At 67.0% G+C, this 14628-nt stretch carries 13 protein-coding genes; 1 reads left to right on the top strand and 12 read right to left on the bottom strand.

Translation table 11 applies throughout. From position 1 onward, the window contains the following. Nucleotides 1-63: 63 nt before the first annotated feature. From GV161_RS23615 to GV161_RS23600, 4 genes are read right to left on the bottom strand one after another with little or no spacing between them, the layout of a single operon-like run. Nucleotides 64-900, bottom strand: coding sequence for an ABC transporter permease (locus tag GV161_RS23615; protein WP_152014369.1), 837 nt, complete (start codon nt 898-900; stop codon nt 64-66). A 3-nt stretch (nt 901-903) separates the two neighbouring features. After that, nucleotides 904-2097 carry an ABC transporter permease gene (locus GV161_RS23610; protein WP_159650385.1) on the bottom strand — a complete coding sequence of 398 codons (1194 nt, stop codon included), beginning with the start codon at nt 2095-2097 and terminating at the stop codon, nt 904-906. 16 nt (nt 2098-2113) lie between these two features. Further along, complete coding sequence (locus GV161_RS23605; protein ID WP_152014367.1) at nt 2114-3229, bottom strand: ABC transporter ATP-binding protein; 1116 nt, start codon at nt 3227-3229, stop codon at nt 2114-2116. 50 nt (nt 3230-3279) lie between these two features. Beyond that, nucleotides 3280-4317: an ABC transporter substrate-binding protein gene (locus GV161_RS23600; protein WP_152014366.1), complete on the bottom strand. Its 1038-nt coding sequence runs from the start codon at nt 4315-4317 to the stop codon at nt 3280-3282. A gap of 452 nt (nt 4318-4769) precedes the next feature. Here GV161_RS23600 and GV161_RS23595 point away from each other — a divergent pair, with 452 nt between their 5' ends. Next, a complete protein-coding gene (locus GV161_RS23595) occupies nt 4770-6146 on the top strand; it encodes an aminotransferase (protein WP_152014365.1) in 1377 nt (458 codons plus the stop codon). Nucleotides 6147-6239: 93 nt separating this feature from the next. Here GV161_RS23595 and GV161_RS23590 read toward each other — a convergent pair whose 3' ends face one another. From GV161_RS23590 to GV161_RS23555, 8 genes are all read right to left on the bottom strand, one after another. Further along, on the bottom strand, nt 6240-6584 hold the full coding sequence (locus GV161_RS23590) for a hypothetical protein (RefSeq protein ID WP_152014364.1): 345 nt from the start codon (nt 6582-6584) through the stop codon (nt 6240-6242). A gap of 10 nt (nt 6585-6594) precedes the next feature. Continuing rightward, nucleotides 6595-8178, bottom strand: a complete 1584-nt coding sequence (locus GV161_RS23585; protein ID WP_152014363.1) for a GMC family oxidoreductase N-terminal domain-containing protein — start codon at nt 8176-8178, stop codon at nt 6595-6597. Beyond that, the gene (locus GV161_RS23580) at nt 8178-9617 is read right to left on the bottom strand and encodes an NAD-dependent succinate-semialdehyde dehydrogenase (RefSeq protein ID WP_152014362.1); all 1440 of its coding nucleotides are present in this window, start codon (nt 9615-9617) and stop codon (nt 8178-8180) included. Before GV161_RS23580 ends, GV161_RS23585 begins: the two co-directional genes overlap by 1 nt. A 54-nt stretch (nt 9618-9671) precedes the next feature. Next, nucleotides 9672-10601 carry a DUF6282 family protein gene (locus GV161_RS23575; RefSeq protein ID WP_152014361.1) on the bottom strand — a complete coding sequence of 310 codons (930 nt, stop codon included), beginning with the start codon at nt 10599-10601 and terminating at the stop codon, nt 9672-9674. Nucleotides 10602-10603: 2 nt separating this feature from the next. Beyond that, nucleotides 10604-11671 (bottom strand): dihydroorotate dehydrogenase, encoded by a 1068-nt coding sequence (locus GV161_RS23570; RefSeq protein WP_152014360.1) that lies wholly within the window; start codon nt 11669-11671, stop codon nt 10604-10606. 10 nt (nt 11672-11681) lie between these two features. Continuing rightward, nucleotides 11682-12959, bottom strand: coding sequence for a TRAP transporter large permease (locus GV161_RS23565; RefSeq protein ID WP_152014359.1), 1278 nt, complete (start codon nt 12957-12959; stop codon nt 11682-11684). A gap of 11 nt (nt 12960-12970) precedes the next feature. Continuing rightward, a complete protein-coding gene (locus GV161_RS23560) occupies nt 12971-13480 on the bottom strand; it encodes a TRAP transporter small permease subunit (protein ID WP_159650383.1) in 510 nt (169 codons plus the stop codon). A 64-nt stretch (nt 13481-13544) separates the two neighbouring features. After that, nucleotides 13545-14549 (bottom strand): TRAP transporter substrate-binding protein, encoded by a 1005-nt coding sequence (locus GV161_RS23555; RefSeq protein WP_152014357.1) that lies wholly within the window; start codon nt 14547-14549, stop codon nt 13545-13547. Nucleotides 14550-14628: the final 79 nt, after the last annotated feature.

Below are 14628 nucleotides of genomic sequence, written 5' to 3'. Positions count from 1 at the left end.
GCATACTGCCGACACAACCTCAATAGCGTGAACCGCGTCGAGGTCGCGCGCCGGGCGCTCCCGTCAGCTTTCCTGCAGGCCGCGCGCTTTGGCCGATCGACGCCGCAGCGCCTCCACGCAGACCATGCCGCCAACAGAGACGAAGAGCATGATCGTCGCCGCCGAGATCACCACCGGCGTCAGCTCGTCGCGAATGCCGTCGAAGAGGCGGATCGGCAGCGTCACCTGCTCCGGGCTGGCCAGGAACAGCGAGATCACCACCTCGTCGAAGGAGACGACGAAGGCGAACAGCGCCCCTGCCACGATGGCCGGCTTGATGATCGGGAAGACCACGCGCCGCTGCGCGCTCCATGGCGAGGCGCCCAGGCTTTTGGCGGCGCGCACCAGCGTCGTATCGAAGTTCTGCAGCGCCGCGTTGACCGAGATCATGACATAGGGCGCGCCGACGATCGTGTGCGCGAGCACCATGCCGGCAAGCGAGCCGGTGAGCCCGAGCTTCGAGAAGAACAGGAACAGCGCCACCGCCAGGATGATGATCGGCACCACCAGCGGCGCTATGAACAGCCCATAGGCGAGCGCCCTCGCCTTCGGCGGCAACGAGGTCAGGGCCAGCGCGGCGCTGACTCCGAGCACCGACGACAGCGCCGCGGCGCAGACGCCGACGATCGCGCTGTTCTTCAGGGCAAGCAGCCATTTGTAGTTATGCGCGAGCTCCTCGTACCAGCGCAGCGACAGGCCCGGCATCGGATAGGTCAGGAAGGAGCCGGCGCTGAAGCCGAGCGGCAAGACGACGATGATCGGCAGGAGCAGGAAGGCGTAGACCAGCACCGAGATCACGATGGTCAGGATGCGCCAGGGCGATGGGCCGAGGTGCTGGCGGGGCGCAGTGGATCCGGACATCTCTCACCCCTTCACGACGATCTTCTGGCGCCGGCCGACCAGGGCATAAAGGCCGGTGACGAGCAGGATGGACAGGCTGAGGACGATGGCGAGCGCCGCGGCGAGCCCCCAATTGACCGTCTGTTTGGTGTAGAAGGCGATGAAATAGCTCATCATCTGGTCGGTGTTGCCGCCGACGAGCAGCGGCGTGACGTAGTAGCCGGAGCAGACCACGAAGGTCAGCAGCGTGCCCGACCAGATGCCCGGCCAGACCAGCGGCAAATAGACCTTGAAGAAGGCCCGCGGGCCGCTGGAGCCGAGGCTGAAAGCGGCGCGCAGATACTCCCGCGAGATGTTCGACATCACGCTGTAGAGCGGCAGCACCATCAGCGGCAGCAGCACATGGATGAACGAGATGTAGACGCCGGTGCGGTTGAAGATCAGGCGCAGCGGCGTCTCGATCAGGCCGACGCGGAGCAGCATGCTGTTGATCATACCGTTGTCCTGCAGCAGCACGACCCAGGCGCTGGTGCGCACCAGCAGCGAGGTCCAGAACGGCAGCAGCACCAGCAGCAGCAGCAGATTGCGCCAGCGCGGCGTGCTCGATGCGATGTGATAGGCGACCGGGAAGGCGAGCAGCAGGCAGCTCACCGTGACGACGAGCGAGATCCAGAGCGTGCGGCCGAGCACGCCGAGGAAGATGGCGCTGTCCTGCGGCGCCGCGCCGATGCTGCCGTCGGGCCGGACCTCCAGATCGAGCGCGGCCAGGAGATAGCGCGGCGTGATCGGCGACGCGGCCCGGCGCAACGCCTGCCAATAGCTGTCCTCGCCCCATTTGGGATCGACGGCGATGAGGTCCGCCTTGCCCTGCGTGCCGGCAGCGCGCGCCGCGGTCTTCAGGATCAGGGCGCGGTAGCCGGGTATCTCGTAATTGAGCCTGCGGCCCGCCTCCGCGATGGCGCGCCGGTCCGCGGCGCGCAGATCGGCGATGAGCGATTCGAAGGCAGCATCGTCCGGCAGCCCCTGCCCGCTCCAGGCCAGAGCGGCGCGACTGGCCTGGGGCAGCGCCTGCGACACCTCCGGGCTATGGACACCCCCGGTCAGCAAGGAGAGGATCGGCCAGACGAACAGGCCGAGCATGAACAGCAGGCAAGGCAGCAGCAGCCCGTAGCGGCTGATCGGCGCGCGCAGGGCCTGCGGCAGGGATAGTCCGCTCATGGCTTCCTCCGCCCGTTCAATGGCGCAAGGCTTCGCTCTCGACGTCGAGAGCATGGCAATCGTCCTCGTCCCAGCCGACGACGACCGACGAGCCGGCGACGGGAACCTCGATGCCCACGACATTGGAAAGCTTGGCGACGAAGCCGTCCTGGCCGGCGACCTGCATGGCGACGCGGACATGGTCGCCATGGAAGACGACGTTCCTGACCAGTCCTTCGAAGCGGTTGGCGCGGGTCGCAGCCGCAGCCCCGAGCACGACGCGCTCGGGCCGGACCGACAAGGTCGAGGACGAGCCGACCGCGCCGGCATTGACCGGCCGGGCGCGCAGGCGCGCCCCGCCGGCGAGCGTCACCGCGCAGGAGGAGCCGTTCCGTTCGCTCACCTTGCCGACGAGGCGGTTGTTCTCGCCGATGAAGCGGGCGACGAAGGCATTGGCCGGCGCCTCGTAGATCTCGCGCGGCGGTGCCAATTGCTGGATGACGCCGGCATTGAACACCGCGATCCGATCCGACATCGTCAGCGCCTCGGACTGGTCGTGCGTCACATAGACCACGGTCACCCCGAGCTCCTGCTGGATGCTCATGATCTCGTACTGCATCTCCTCGCGCAGCTGCTTGTCGAGCGCCCCGAGCGGCTCGTCCATCAGCACGAGGCTCGGCTGGAAGACGAGCGCACGGGCGAGCGCCACGCGTTGCTGCTGGCCGCCTGACAACTGGCCCGGGAGCCGGCTGGCGAAGCTCTCCAGCTTGATCATCGCCAGCGCGCGTTTGACCTGCGCCTCGATCTCCGCCGAGCGCAGCTTCCGGCAGGTGAGCGGAAAGGCGATGTTCTCGGCCACGGTCATGTGCGGGAACAGCGCATAGCTCTGGAAGACCATGCCGATATTGCGCTTCTGCGCCGGGACATAGCCGATCGAGCGGCCATCGACGAGGATGTCCCCTTGCGACAGGGTCTCGAAGCCCGCGAGCATCAGGAGGCAGGTCGTCTTGCCCGAGCCGGAGGGCCCGAGCAGCGTGATGAACTCGCCGCGCTTGATGTCGAGGTTCAGGTCATGGACCACCTTCGCGGCCCCGAAGGACTTCTGCACGCCGACGAAGCGGACGAAATGCTCGTCCATGGTGGAAGAGGTCATGCCAGGTCCATCGCAGCCAGCCGGTGGAATGGGTGATCGCCGCCGCCCGCTCAGCGGGCGAGCCAGGCGTTGAAGCGCTCGGTCAGGGCGTCGATGTTCTCGACCCAGAACGTGTCGCTGAAGACGGTTCCTTGCTTCAGGTTCTCGCCGATCGGCATGATCGCCAGCCGCTCAGGCTTCAGCAGCGCCGCAGCCTTCTGGTTGACCGGCGCGACCGGCTGGATCTCGGAGAACGCAGCCTGGGCCTTGGCGCCGGTGGCGTAGTCGAGGAAGGCATAAGCGTCCGTCTGGCGCTTGGTGCCGTCGACGATCGCCCAGGAATCGACCGAGTAGAACGAGCCGCCCCAGCCGAAGGAGACCGGCGCCTTCTCGGCGCGGGCTTCGAGCAGGCGCCCGACATAGGAGGTCGCCATCGCGACCTCGCCACGCGCCAGCCATTCCGGCGGCTGAGATCCTGCTTCCCACCACTGGATATGCGGCTTCAGCGCATCGAGCTTCCGGAAGGCCCGGTCGACCCCCTCCTTCCTGGCGAGCGTCGCATAGAGCTCCGCCGGCGCGACGCCATCGGCGAGCAGCGCCGCTTCCAGCGCATATTGCGGCGAACGGCGCATGGCGCGCTTGCCGGGATAGGTTTTCACATCCCAGAAATCGGCCCAGGACTGCGGCGCCTGCTTCACCAGATCGGAGTTGTAGCCGATCACGATCGACCAGCCGACCGCGCCGACCCCACATTCGCTGGCGCCGCCGGGCCCCAGATCGGACAGGTTGGCGAGCTTGCTCTTGTCGAGCCGCAGGACCAGTCCCTCGGCGCAGGCGGCGATCAGGTCTGGCGCCTCGAGCTGCACCACGTCCCATGTGCTGTTGCCCGCCTCGCGCATCGCCCGCAACTGGCCGAGCCCGCCGGTATAGGGCGCATCGAGCACCCGCACGCCCGCCTCCTTCGCGAACGGGTCGATGATCGTGGCCCGCTGCTTTTGGGTATAGGTCCCGCCCCAGGTCGCAACAGTGAGCTGGCGCTCCTGCGCATTGGCCCCGGCTGCCCCCGCAAAAAGGAACAGAGCCGCAAGCGACATCCTGCCGTAAGTCATGATCCTATTCCCCTTGCTTTCGATCCAGCCCCGGAGCGTCGCCTCGCAATCGCGAGCCTCAGATCGGAACGGTGTATTGTTTTGCGAAACGCTATTGCCTTGTCGCAAACGCGTCAATGCCCAATTTTCGCGAACGAGGCAGCAGGAGCGGCTGGCGCCGGATTTCAATCAGAAGCGCATTTCAGCCGAAGCGCGCGCCGGCATTGAACCAATGAAGAAATATCACTTAATGCATTGTAATAATTTGGCTATTTTTACATTGAGATGCAAACCGCAGCTCCGGACGCGCAACCGGCGACAAGCCACCAGAGGCAGGTTCGCTACACCTCAAGCATCGTAATATCGTATCTTTATGCAAAACATTGTCACGCTAAACGGTAAATGCTAGCGTGATCGGAAGGTGCCGCCAGCGCATTGCGCCGATGGCTGCCGCCCGCTGCCAGGAGATCGACATGTCGCCTCAACCCCAGTCGAACCGTGCGCGCGACATCGCGTATCACATCCACCCGCAGACCAATCTGCGCCAGCACGAGAGCGCGGGTCCGATGGTCATTGAGAGCGGCGACGGCATCCATGTCATCGACGACGAGGGCCGGCGCTTCATCGAGGGCATGTCCGGCCTGTGGTGTGCCTCGCTCGGCTTCAGCAACAAGCGGCTGGCGGAAGCCGGTGCGCGCCAGCTCCATATGCTGCCCTACCAGCAGGTCTTCGCGCACCGCTCGAACGGGCCGGTGATCGAGCTCGCCGACGCCCTTGTCTCGGTCGCGCCGGCGGGGCTGACCCGCGCCATGTTCCAGTCTTCCGGCTCGGAGGCGGTCGACACGGCGATCAAGTTCGTCTGGTACTACCATGACGCGATCGGCAAGCCGGAGAAGCGCAAGATCATCGCCCGGCTCGGCGCCTATCACGGCACGACGATCGCAGCCGCCAGCCTGACCGGCCTGCCGAACATGCATCGCTCCTTCGGCCTGCCGCTGCCCGGCTTCCTGCATGTGACCGCGCCGCATTTCTACCGCAACGGACAGGAGGGCGAGAGCGAAGCGGCTTTCGTCGAGCGCCTTGGCAACGAGCTGGAGGAGCTGATCCTGCGAGAGGGTCCCGAGACGATCGGCGCCTTCTTCGCCGAGCCGGTGATGGGCACGGGCGGCGTCATCGTGCCGCCGGCGGGCTATTTCGAGCGCATCCAGGCCGTGCTGCGCCGCCACGACATCCTCTTCATCGCGGACGAGGTCATCTGCGGCTTTGGCCGCACCGGCAATTACTGGGGCTGCCAGACCTTCGGCATCTCTCCCGACATGCTCACCTGCGCCAAGGGCCTGTCGGCGGCCTATGCCCCGATCTCGGCGCTGCTGGTGAACGACAAGATCTACGAAGCCATCGCCGACCGGACGAAGGCGCTCGGCGGCTTCGGCCACGGCTATACCTATGGCGGGCATCCGGTCTCGGCCGCGATCGCAGTCGAGGCCCTGAAGATCTACGAGGAAGAGCGGATCGTCGACCATGTCCGCACGGTCGCGCCACGCCTGCAGGACGGGCTGCGTCGCCTCTCCGGCCATCCCCTGGTGGGCGAGGTGCGCGGTGTCGGCCTGATGGCCGCGATCGAACTGGTCGAGGACAAGGCCAGCCGGCGCTCCTTCCCGCTCGAGCGCGGGGCCGCGCAGGCCCTGTCGAGCGCCCTCGCCCAGCGCGGCATCCTGCTGCGTGCCCTGGGCCACACGCTCGTGTTCGCCCCGCCGCTCATCATCCAGGCGGCCGACATCGACAGCATCGTCGCGAGCGTTGCCGACAGCCTCGACGAGATCGCCGGCCCCCTGCGGAATGCGGCATAGCGAGCTTCCTCGCCCCGAGCTTGCGCTTCGAGGTCCGGCGACGACGCCGGACCTCGTCCTGTACCGCAAGACGAATGTCGAAGGCGGAAGCGCCTACCGGAGCACGAAATAGGCGATCGCAAGCAACAGAGATGCGCCGCCGAGCGTCGCGGCGAGAAGCCGGGACAGGTGCCTGTCCGCCTCGATCGGTATGCCCGCCGCTCTTGCAGCGTCGCGGAAGCTCACCGCCTCCGCCTCGGAGGCGAATGTCACACGCAACTCCTGCTCATCGACGATCACGTCGCAGAACAGGCGGCCTCCGCTCCGGCCGAAGACACAGCCAGTCGCTCGCGGCAGCAAGATCGACGGGTCGCGCTCCCACGAAGAGCCGTGTTCATTCCTGGCCGTCATCGTGACCTTCCAGCTCCGCGAGCCATGTTCCGAAGCGGCCGGGAGCATCGCGTCGCTCTCAACCGCGCAGGATGAAGTCGGCACAGCGTTCTCCGATCATGATCGCCGGCGCGTTGGTGTTGCCGCTGACGATGGTGGGGACCACCGAGATGTCGGCGATGCGCAGGCGCGGCACGCCGCGCACTCTCAGCGTGGGATCGACGACGGCGAGCTCGTCCGTGCCCATGCGAGCGGTACCGGCGGGGTGGTAGACGGTCTTGGCGATGGTGCGGATATGGTCCTCGACGACGCTGTCGGGCACATCCTCGTCGCGTGCTGGTGCGATCTCGTGGCTGACCAGCTTGGCGAGCGAAGGCGCACGCAGGATGCGCCGCGCCAGGCGCACGCCGCGCACGAGCGTCGCCATATCCTCCGGCGCACTGAGATAGTTGCCGTTGAGCACGACGGGATCGCTCGCACCCTTGCCGCCGAGACGAACCGTCCCGCGCGATTTCGGTCTGAGGTCGCAAGGGTTGATCGAGATGCCGTGGCCGCCCGGCGGCAGGCGGTCGACGTCCCCGACCAGGTTGGGCACGACGTGGAACTGCACGTCCGGCCGGCCCGTCCCGGCCGTATCGACGAAACCGCCGCTCTCGACCACGTTGGAGGTCAGAAGGCCGTGCCGGAGCGCGATATAGGAGAGGCCGTGGCGGAGCGCCTTCAGGCCCTTGTCGTTGCCGAGCAGGCTGATCTCCTCGCGGGTCTGGCCGTAGACCGAGGCCGAGAGATGGTCCTGGAAATTCTCGCCGACGCCGCGCAGCTCGCGCCGCACCGGGATGTCGAACTCCGAGAGATGCTCGGCCTGGCCGATGCCGGACAGCATCAGGATCTTCGGGGTCGAGAGCGCGCCGGCGGAGAGGATCACCTCCTCGCGCACCCGCGTCTCGATCTCCTGCCCGTTGTCGTGGCGCGTGCGCACGCCGACCGCCGCGCCGTTCTCGAGCACGAGGCCGAGCACATGCGCGTTGGTCACGACTTTGAGCAGCTTGTTGCCGCGCACCGCGCGCAGATAGGTCGCGGCCGAGCTGGCGCGGCGCTCCGCAAAGGTGGTCGTCTGGAAATAGCCGACGCCGTCCTGGCGCGCGCCGTTGAAGTCGTCGTTATAGGGAAGCCCGACCTCCTGCGCCGCCCGCAGGAAGGCGGCGCTCAGCGGGTGTCGATGCCTGACATCGCTGACCTTGAGCGGTCCCTCCGTACCGTGGAGCGGGCCTGACAGCCGCTCATTGCCCTCCGCCTTGCGGAAGAAAGGCAGCACGTCCTCGTAGCCCCAGCCGGTGCAGCCGGCCGCGCGCCAGTCGTCATAGTCCTGCGCCTGGCCGCGGATGTAGATCATCGCATTGACCGAGCTGCCGCCGCCGAGCGTGCGGCCCTGCGGCACATAGACCTGGCGGCCGTTGAGCTGCGGCTCCGGCGCCGAGCGGTACATCCAGGTCCGCGCCGTGCCGTGCACCCGGATGAAGGTCGCGGGGATATGGATGTAGGGATGGTTGTCCTTCGGCCCAGATTCGAGCAGCAGCACCGACTTTCCGGCCTCGACGAGGCGGGAAGTCACGGTACAGCCGGCCGAGCCGCCCCCGACGACGATATAGTCGTAGGTCTCCATCAGGGCCGCCGCGGCTCGGCGCCGATCTGGCTGACGAACTTGGTCGAGAGATAGGCCTCCAGCCCTTCCGAGCCGCCTTCGCTGCCATAGCCGGAGTCCTTGATGCCGCCGAAGGGCGTCTCGGGCGCGGCGAGGCCGAAATGGTTGATCGAGACCATGCCGCTCTCCAGCTCGTCACCGAGCTGCGTGGCGCGGGAGACCGAGCTGGTGAAGGCGAAGGCCGCGAGCCCGAAAGGCAGGGCGTTGGCCTGCGCGATCGCCTTGTCCAGCGTGTCGAAGCGGTTCACCGCCGCGATCGGCCCGAACGGCTCGTCCCGCATCAGCCGCGCCTTGTCCGGCACATTGGCGAGCACCGCCGGCGCATGGAAGAAGCCGCGATTGCCCGGCCGCTCGCCGCCATAGGCGAGATCAGCGCCGGCATCGACCGCATCGCGCACGAAGCCCTCGATCGCATCGACACGGCGAGCATGGGCGAGCGGGCCCATCTGCGTACCCTCAGCCGCGCCGTCGCCAAGCTTCAGCGCCTTCGCCGCCTCGACGAAGCTCCCAAGGAAGGTGTCGAAGACGCTGTCCTGCACATAAAAGCGCGTCGGCGAAGCGCAGACCTGCCCGCCATTGCGGAACTTGAGCGTGGCGCCGAGCTTGGCGGCGGCGGTGACGTCGACATCGTCGCAGACGATGAAGGGGGCGTGGCCGCCGAGTTCCATCGTCGCGCGCTTGACGTGGCGGGCGGCGAGCGCGCCGAGATGACGGCCGACCGGCACCGAGCCCGTGAACGACACCTTGCGGATGATCGGCGAGGCGATCAGGTGCTCGGAGATCTCCGCCGGCACGCCAAAGACGAGGTTGACGACGCCGGCCGGTACGCCGGCATCGTGGAAGGCGCGGATCAGCTCGATGCAGGAGGACGGCGTCTCCTCCGGCGCCTTGGCGATGATCGAGCAGCCGGCCGCGAGGGCCCCGGCGACCTTGCGCACGAGCTGGCCGGTGGGGAAATTCCACGGGCTGAAGGCGGCGACAGGGCCGACCGGCTCGCGCAGCACGATCTGGCGGGCGCCGTATTGCCGGGGCGGGATGACACGGCCATAGGCGCGCCGGCCTTCCTCGGCATACCAGTCGATATGGTCGCCGAGGCCACCGGCCTCCATGCGCGCCTCGGAGAGCGGCTTGCCCTGCTCGCGGGTGATCAGCTGGGCGATGCTCTCGGCGCGCTCGCGCGTCAGGTCGGCGGCGCGGCGCAGGATCTTCGAGCGGTCATAGGCGGAGGTCTTGCGCCAGACTTCGAAGCCCTTCTGGGCAGCGGCGAGCGCCCGGTCGAGATCGGCGATCTCGGCGAAGGGCACCTCGCCGATCTGCTCGCCGGTCGCAGGGTTCAGCACCGCGCCGCGGCGGCTGCCCGAGCCGTCGGTCCACTGACCGTCGATGAGGAATGAAGGCATGGGTGATCTCCTGGACGGGCGGCAGGCCGCGCCATGCGCGGCCTGCGAAAGGCATCAGTTGGCGGCGGGTGCGAGGCCGGCGAGATCGGCGGCATTGCCGGCCGTCATCAGGCGGATCTGATCGTCGGAGAAGCCGGCGTCGATCAGCATGGCGATGATCTGCTCGAAGCCTTCGACCGGGGTCGGATTGTTGTTCTGGCCGAGATCGGAGCCGAACAGCGTGTTCTCGACGCCGGCGGCCTCAATCACCGCCTTGAGATGGTCGGCATCGAACAGCAGGAAGGTCGAGGGCACGAACATGCAGATCGAATGCTCCATCTTGACGCCGAGCGAGGCGAGATGGCGCACGTCCTGCAGCGAGCATTCGTTGACATAGGTCGGGTGGTTGAGCAGCAGCCGCTTGACGCCGCGCGCCTTGGCCTCCTCGTAGAAGGGCAGCAATTCGCTGACATGATGGTGCCCGCCGGAGACCACCGCATCGGCGGCGGCGACGAGATCGAGGATCGCCTTGACCTCGTCGGCGATCTTGCCGTCGGGGCCGAGCAGCGAGAGTGGCGCCGGCGCCAGTGTCTTCTGCGTCGCGACCGGGAATTTGGAGTCGAATTTCGCGTCGGTCTTGTAGTGGTCGAGATGGTTGTTGGCGTGCGCCGTCGGCATCCAGACGACGCGCGCGCCCTGCTTCAGCGCGTAATCGACGGCCGAGGGGTTGATGCTGCCGAGCGGGTTGTTGAGCACGATCGCACCCAGCACCTTCACGCCCTTCGAAATGTGCGTCTCGAGGATCGTGGCCAGCGGCATGGTCGGGTAATAGTGATCCTTGAGCAGGATCGCGGCGAAGCCGGCCTCGTCGGCCTGCTGGACGGCCTCGACATGGTCGATCTTGCGCGGCATCAGCGAAGGGCCGCTGTGGATGTGGAGGTCGACCGCGCCCTTGAGCAGGGCCTTGATGCGGGCGTCCTGCGACGTTGCAGCTGCATCGGTCATGATCATTCTCCTGCGATGGTCCGCGCCTGCGGCACGTAGTTGCGCCAGTTGTCCTGGCGCCGGGGCATGTCGGCGAAGGCCTTGCGGTGGTTGACCGCGACGCCGACGAGATCGGCAGCATCGATGCCCTTGGCATCGAGATAGTCCTGGAACTCGGTGAGCGACTGGCCGAGCAGTTCGAAGCCGCGCAGCATCACTGGCGAGGCGATGCCGACGGCGGAGGCGCCGGCCAGCATCATCCGCGCGATGTCGAGCCCGCTTTGCGCGCCGTTGATACCGATCAGCGGCCGCTCGGGACCGAGCGCGAGCCGCGAGGTCGCGAGCCAGTGGCAGGTCAGCGGCAGGTTCCAGAAGCCGCCGATGCCGAGGCTAGTGCCGAGGAAGGGCTCCATCGTCTCGACATCGGGCAGGAAGCCGAGCAGCCGGCCGGCCATGACGACGGAATCGGCGCCAGCCTCGAAGGCGGCGCGCGCCAGCTCCGGCACGCGCTCGCTCTGGCCGGTGACCTTGATCCAGAGCGGCAAAGAGACGGCCCCGCGCATCGCCTGGACGAGATGGCTGATGCGCTCGGGCAAGAGTTCGGTCGAGACGGCGCCCTTCGCCGCCTGGCTGGCATAGGGCGTGCCGATGTTGAATTCGAGCACGCGCAAGCCGGCCTGCTCGACCTTGCGCGCCATGGCGAGCGCATGGTCGAGATCGCCGAGGATCAGGCTGGGGATCGCGTAGGAATCCAGCGCCCTCGCCTCGCGATCGAGCATCGCGGTCTGCTCCAGCCAGGGCTCGAAGCCAAGCGGGTGCAGGCCGGAGCGGCAGGCGATGGTGGCGCCGCGCGGCGCGTCCGGTCCCCAGGGCACCGGCCGCCAGTGCTCGTCGAGCACCATGTATTCGGCGCGCTGGAGCTGGTCCTTCGCCGCCTGGACCTCGTTGGTCGACTTGACCACGACGGCCCCTGCCCCGGCCTTCAGCGCGGCGCGAACCCCGTCGGCATCGATCAGATGCTCGGCGGAGGCCGCGATCAATGGGTTCTTGAGTTCCGTGCGGCCGATGCGCGTGGTGAGCGACCGTGTCATGCCCCGATCCTCATTTGACCAGGAGATTGGGCAGGAACAGCACCAGCTCGGGCACGAAGGCGATCAGCATCAGCAAGGCGAGCGCGATGCCGATCATCGGCAGCGCCTGCATGGTCACCTTCTCGATCGGTGACTTCGCCACCCCGGAGACTATGAAGAGGCACAGGCCCAGCGGCGGATGCACGAAGCCGATGATGGTGTTGAAGGTCACCATCACGCCGAGATGGACCGGATCCATGCCGATCGCGGCGCCGATGCCGACCAGCGCCGGCACGGTCAGGATCAGCACGCCGGCGACGTCGAGGAACATGCCGAGCACGAGCAGCGCGAGGTTGACCATCAGGATGATCAGCACGCGGTTGTCGGTGAGTTGCTGGATGCCGGCGACGATGTTCTGCGGCAGCCGCTCCAGCGCGAAGACGAAGGCGGCGATGTTCGCCATGGCGATCAAGAGGTAGATCGCCGAGGAGATCACCGCGGTCGCGATCAGCGCATGGCGCAGATGGGCCCAGGTCAGTACCCGGTACCAGAAGGCGGCGACGACCAGGGCGTAGATCGCCGCGATGGCGGCGGCCTCGGTGGCGGTGAAGGCGCCGCCGCGGATGCCGACCACGATCAGCACCGGCAGGAACAGCACCGGCAGCGCGGTCAGCGTCAGCCGGCCGATCTGCGCCAGCGAGGGCGGCGCCAGGCGCGGATAGCCGCGCTTGTGGGCGACGTAGACCGCGTAGGCCGTTAGCGAGAAGGCCAGCAGAATGCCCGGCACGATGCCGCCGATGAACAGCTTGGCGATCGAGGTCCCGCTGAGTGCGCCATAGATGATCATGGTGATGCTGGGCGGGATAAGCGGGTCCATCAGCGACGCCACCGCGATCAGGGCGGCGGCGTAGTTCACGTCGTAGCCCTGCTTCTTCATGTCGGGGATCAGCACCGAGCCCATGGCCGCGGCGTCCGCCGCGGCGGAGCCTGAGATGCCGCTGAACAGGAAGCTGCCCCAGATCGCGGTCAGCGACGTGCCGCCACGGAAGCGGCCGACGAAAGCGTTGGCGAATTCGAGCAGGCGGCGCGTCAGGCCACCGGTGTCCATCAGCGCGCCGGCGAGCACGAACAGCGGGATCGCGAGCAGGATGAACTGGTCGACGCCGGCGAACATGCGTTGCGGGATGACCAGGAGATATTGCGTCTGGCCCGTGAGGACGAAATAGGCGAACGCGCTGATCCCGAGGACGAAGATCACCGGGATGCCCATCAGGATGGTGAAGACGAAGGCGGAGAACAGCCAGACCATGCGGGCGCGCCTCAGAGCGAGTGCGAGGTCTCTTCCTTCGGCAGGGCCGAACGGAAGAGGTCTGCGAAGGCGACATGGACAGCGAGCAGCAGGCACCCGACGGGGATCGCCGCATGCAGCCAGCCGAGCGAGATTTCGAGCGAGACCGCTTCCTGCTCGCTGGTGCGCATGGTGAAGAGCCAGCCATACCAGGCGACCACCAGCAGGAAGAGCACGATCAGCACACGGCCCGCGACGTCGATCTTGGCGGTGAGCGAGGGCCGCAGCCCGTCGACGACGAAGCGCATGCCGAGCATCTCGCCGCGCGAATAGGCGATGCCGGCGGAGAGGAACGCGATCCAGACCATCAGGGAGCGCATCAGCTCCTCGGACCAGAACAGCGACTCGCCGACGACGTAGCGGAAGAAGACCTGCAGCGCTGCGACGACCACGAGGGTCGCGACGCCGGCCATCGCCAGATAGTGCAGCGCGCGCAGATAGAGCGACACGGCGCGCAGGAGCCGGGGATTGTGGCGGGACATCCTGGATGGATCCATGGCTTGGAAGGAGCCCCGGCCGCCGCTGCGGCCAGGGCTCGGGCTGCGATCAGGGACGGAGCTTCTCGGCCGCGGCCACGAAGGCGGCGATCTCGGGGCTCTTCTTCACATAGGCCTCGACGACCGGGCGCGTGCGCTGCTTGAGCGCGTCGAGCAGCTCCTTGGAGGGCTCGGTGATCTTCACGCCGCGGCCCTTCAGCTCGCTGATCAGCTTCTTGTCGAGCTCGGCGACGGCCATGACCTGCGGCGCGACCGTCTCGTCGGCGGCCTTGCGGATGGCGGCCTTCTGCTCGGCGGTCAGGCCGTCGAACTTCGCCTTGTTGATCAGCAGGTAGCTCGGCCAGAAATACTGCCCGGTCAGGCTCACATTCTTGCCGACCTCGTAATACTTCTCGCTGTCGATCGAGGTGAGATTGATCTCGACGGCATCGAGCGCGCCGGTCTCCAGTGCCGAATAGACCTCGCCATAGTTGAGCGGGGTCGGGTTCACGCCGACGGCACGCCAGGTGTCGAGGAAGAGCCGGTTCGGCGCGATGCGCGTCTTGAGTCCCTTGAAATCCTCGACCGCGGCGACCGGCTTCTTGACCGACAGGAAATGCCGCTGGCCGCCATCATAGAGCGCAAGTGCGATCATGCCGTGCTTCTCGAGTCCGGCCGCGACGGCCTTGGCTTCGGGCGAGACGGCGAGCTTGGCGAAGGCCTCGTAGCTGCCGATCACGAAGGGGAGCTGCAGGGCGTCGGTGGCCGGGACCAGCGTGGACAGCGCCGAGGTCGAGTTCACGGTCATGTCGACAGTGCCGAACTGGACCCCTTCCATCAGCTCCTTGACGTCGCCGAGCTGGCGCGAGGGGTAGATCTGGATCTTCACCGAGCCCTTCGACTCGCGCTCGACCGCCTCTTTGAAGCGGACGGCGGAGTCATGGTTCGGGTGGCTCTCGAACACGGCATGGCCGAGCTTGAGCGTGACGTCCGCAGCCAGGACTGAGGCGGCAGCGCCCAGCACGGCCGTGAAGGCGACGGCGGGCACAAGCATCTGGCGAAAACAGCGGAACATGAATCCTCCCTCGATCGTCTGCCTGTGAGACACGCTTGTTCTCACTGTGCGTTTGTGGTTCTCTTACTGAGAACGGATA

Origin of the sequence: Bosea sp. 29B, from assembly GCF_902506165.1 — a bacterium.
Classification (GTDB): Bacteria; Pseudomonadota; Alphaproteobacteria; order Rhizobiales; family Beijerinckiaceae; genus Allobosea.
This window is presented reverse-complemented; position numbering and strand designations above follow the sequence as displayed.

Coding starts and splice junctions, on each gene's coding strand:
- GV161_RS23575 (WP_152014361.1), bottom strand. CDS start 10,601: ATGACCGATGCAGCTGCAACGTCGCAGGACGCCCGCATCAAGGCCCTG.
- GV161_RS23560 (WP_159650383.1), bottom strand. CDS start 13,480: ATGTCCCGCCACAATCCCCGGCTCCTGCGCGCCGTGTCGCTCTATCTG.
- GV161_RS23595 (WP_152014365.1), top strand. CDS start 4,770: ATGTCGCCTCAACCCCAGTCGAACCGTGCGCGCGACATCGCGTATCAC.
- GV161_RS23585 (WP_152014363.1), bottom strand. CDS start 8,178: ATGGAGACCTACGACTATATCGTCGTCGGGGGCGGCTCGGCCGGCTGT.
- GV161_RS23570 (WP_152014360.1), bottom strand. CDS start 11,671: ATGACACGGTCGCTCACCACGCGCATCGGCCGCACGGAACTCAAGAAC.
- GV161_RS23590 (WP_152014364.1), bottom strand. CDS start 6,584: ATGCTCCCGGCCGCTTCGGAACATGGCTCGCGGAGCTGGAAGGTCACG.
- GV161_RS23565 (WP_152014359.1), bottom strand. CDS start 12,959: ATGGTCTGGCTGTTCTCCGCCTTCGTCTTCACCATCCTGATGGGCATC.
- GV161_RS23600 (WP_152014366.1), bottom strand. CDS start 4,317: ATGACTTACGGCAGGATGTCGCTTGCGGCTCTGTTCCTTTTTGCGGGG.
- GV161_RS23605 (WP_152014367.1), bottom strand. CDS start 3,229: ATGACCTCTTCCACCATGGACGAGCATTTCGTCCGCTTCGTCGGCGTG.
- GV161_RS23555 (WP_152014357.1), bottom strand. CDS start 14,549: ATGTTCCGCTGTTTTCGCCAGATGCTTGTGCCCGCCGTCGCCTTCACG.
- GV161_RS23615 (WP_152014369.1), bottom strand. CDS start 900: ATGTCCGGATCCACTGCGCCCCGCCAGCACCTCGGCCCATCGCCCTGG.
- GV161_RS23610 (WP_159650385.1), bottom strand. CDS start 2,097: ATGAGCGGACTATCCCTGCCGCAGGCCCTGCGCGCGCCGATCAGCCGC.
- GV161_RS23580 (WP_152014362.1), bottom strand. CDS start 9,617: ATGCCTTCATTCCTCATCGACGGTCAGTGGACCGACGGCTCGGGCAGC.